The following is a 2,389-nucleotide window of genomic DNA, read 5'->3' as shown; positions in this document are numbered from 1 at the left end:
AACGCCTCGTCTACCAGGCCCGCCTGCGCTCCCGCTACGGCCGCAACTGGCGCCGCAAAGCCCCCGTCGAATCCCTCATGCCCCTGCGCCTGGCCCGCTACGGCGTCCCCCTCGCCGACACCGCCCCCGCCGGCCTCGCCGCCGCCGGCATCGAACCCAACCTCCTGCCCCCAGCATCGCCCGAACCCCTGCAGCAACGGCCCGAGCTGACGGCGTATCCGGCATCACAAGCGCAGACGGAGACAGAGCCGCCCGGCACACCCGCAGAAGGGCCCGCTCTCCTCCAGGACAACGCTCCGCAGAAGGACGGCCAGCCCCCGCAGCCCGCCCCGGCAGACATTCAGCAGGCGGACATTCAGCAGGCCGGCTTCCAGAACCTCGGGACACCCGTCCTCCCCATGAAGCAGGAAGACAAGGTCAAAGCCTTCCTGCGCACCATCACCCACCCCCGTGACCTGCCCGCACAGCAGCCCAACGGCAACACCCCGGACGGCACGACCCACGCGTACGAAATCAACGAGTCGGCCCACGAGATAGCCGCTGAGGAGAGCACACAGCCCGGGGGAGGGGCAGACGAGTCGACGGAGCTCACCACCATCGACCGCTACTACCAGGGCTGGTGGGACTACCAGCAGCAGCACTTCGAGCAGCCCAACGGCAACCAGCTCTCCCGCTACCTCGCCGACCGAGACGTCCTGGGACGCAACGGCACGCCGATCAGCCCCAGCACCCTGCGCAGGTACCTGCTCGAGTTCCGGATCTTCGCCGTATGGGACGCACACCTCAACACCACCGGCGACGAACCGACCCCGCCTCAGCTCGTACAGCTGCTCGCCCAGCACAACGTCACAGGTCAGTACGGGTCCGCCATCACCACAGAGGCCGTGAACGACCGGCTCCTGGCCGACTTCCGCCGACGCCGCGAGGCCCTGCGCACCTCCCATCAGCACATCGCGAACTGACCGCCGGGACACCACTCGATGATCCAGATCCGTGGGTTCCCAGACTGGGAACCCACGGATACGCAACACTGCGCACGTGGTGAAGAAGCCGAAGACACCGACCTCACGGAACACTCCCCGCCCTCGCCGCCCGGCCCTCCGACTCGGCGCACTCAACGCGACGTCACTCGTCATCAGGCTGCGTGAGCTGTACGAGGCGGGGCAGGACCCCCAGTTCGACCGGTTCCCGGCCCCCGAGGAACTGCTACTCGTACTCCGGCACACAGAACGCACCGCCCACGCGCTCACCCCCGTCGACGGCCAGGACATCGAAGGCGAGGCCGCGGTGCTGCGCGCCAAGCTCTGGCAGTACGTCAGAGAACAGGCGGACTCCGGACAGTTGCGGGCCATCGAAGACGGACGCGCCGCAGGCGTGCCCTGGCACCGGTTCAATGAAGCCCTGTGCGTCACCACCAAGCACGGCGCCTACCAAAAGGCCCGGCGCCTCAAAGCCGAACAGCTGCGCGAACCCCACGAGCCGCGAACCCCCGAATCCGCCCGCGAACTCGAAGACCGCAAGATCGCCGAGGAACGCACCGAACGCCTGCGCGTCTCAGCCCAGGAACGCCGCTTCACACTCGCCCAACGCATCGCCCGCCAGCTGCTCGACCACAGGGACGGGCTGCGCGTCAGCGGCATGGCGGCGTACTGGCTCGACGAACTCGACGCGACGATAGACGACCGCAGGACCCCACTGGAGCGCGCGAACTTCACGACCTTCCTCGAAAGCTTCGTCCGGACACTCCACGCCGCCCGACGCGACGGCGCCCCCGACCCCACCACCACCGAACCGGCCCGCCACGCACTGACGCTCGCAGCCGACTTCGCCGAACAGCCCCACCCCGAGATCCCACACCAAACAGATGCCACTCACCCGTGACTGCGCAGCCTCTGGCCAAAGGGTGCGCAGTGCGCAGCCGCCCAGCGGGTGCTGCGCACCGACCACTGCGCACGGCAGCGATGGATGCGCACCGGTGCCGTGCGCACGGCGCTGGTGGATGCGCACCAACCCGTGCGCACTGCGCAGCCACCTGCCCCGTACTGCGCAACCAGCAGTGCGCACCCATCGCTCGACGGGTCCCACTGCGCAGCCACGACGAGGAGACACTGCGCAGCCGGCGTCCGTGCGCAGTCAGTGCGCAGGCCCCTGCGCAGCACGGCAGTGGGCCGTGGGCACCGGACGCCCGACGACTGCGCAGCCACCGCCGACGCCGGTGCGCACTGCGCACGCACCCCTCACCCGGTCGCGGCGGACCTGCCCGAAGTGACCAGTTCGGTGAGGACTCCGTGGCAGTCCTTGGGGTGGAGGAAGGTGATGCGGGAGCCCATGGAGCCGCGGCGGGGCTCGTCGTAGAGGACGCGGACGCCCTTGTCCTTGATGGCGGCGG

Annotated in this window: 1 protein-coding gene and 2 pseudogenes; 2 read left to right on the top strand and 1 reads right to left on the bottom strand. The window is 69.4% G+C overall.

Annotated features, from left to right (window positions below; all coding sequences use genetic code 11):
* Positions 1–962, top strand: a pseudogene (locus ACFQVC_RS42405) (hypothetical protein); the annotation flags it as partial.
* A gap of 76 nt (positions 963–1,038) precedes the next feature.
* Entirely contained in the window at positions 1,039–1,881 is an 843-nt protein-coding gene (locus tag ACFQVC_RS42400; RefSeq protein ID WP_381842125.1) for a hypothetical protein, read from the top strand.
* Positions 1,882–2,237: 356 nt separating this feature from the next.
* Here ACFQVC_RS42400 and ACFQVC_RS42395 read toward each other — a convergent pair.
* Positions 2,238–2,389, bottom strand: a pseudogene (locus ACFQVC_RS42395) (methylmalonyl-CoA epimerase); the annotation flags it as partial.

It is taken from the genome of Streptomyces monticola (genome assembly GCF_042665355.1).
In the GTDB taxonomy this organism is placed as follows: Bacteria; Actinomycetota; Actinomycetes; order Streptomycetales; family Streptomycetaceae; genus Streptomyces; species Streptomyces monticola.
Note: the sequence above shows the minus strand (reverse complement) of the source record. Positions and strands in the feature narration are given on the sequence as shown.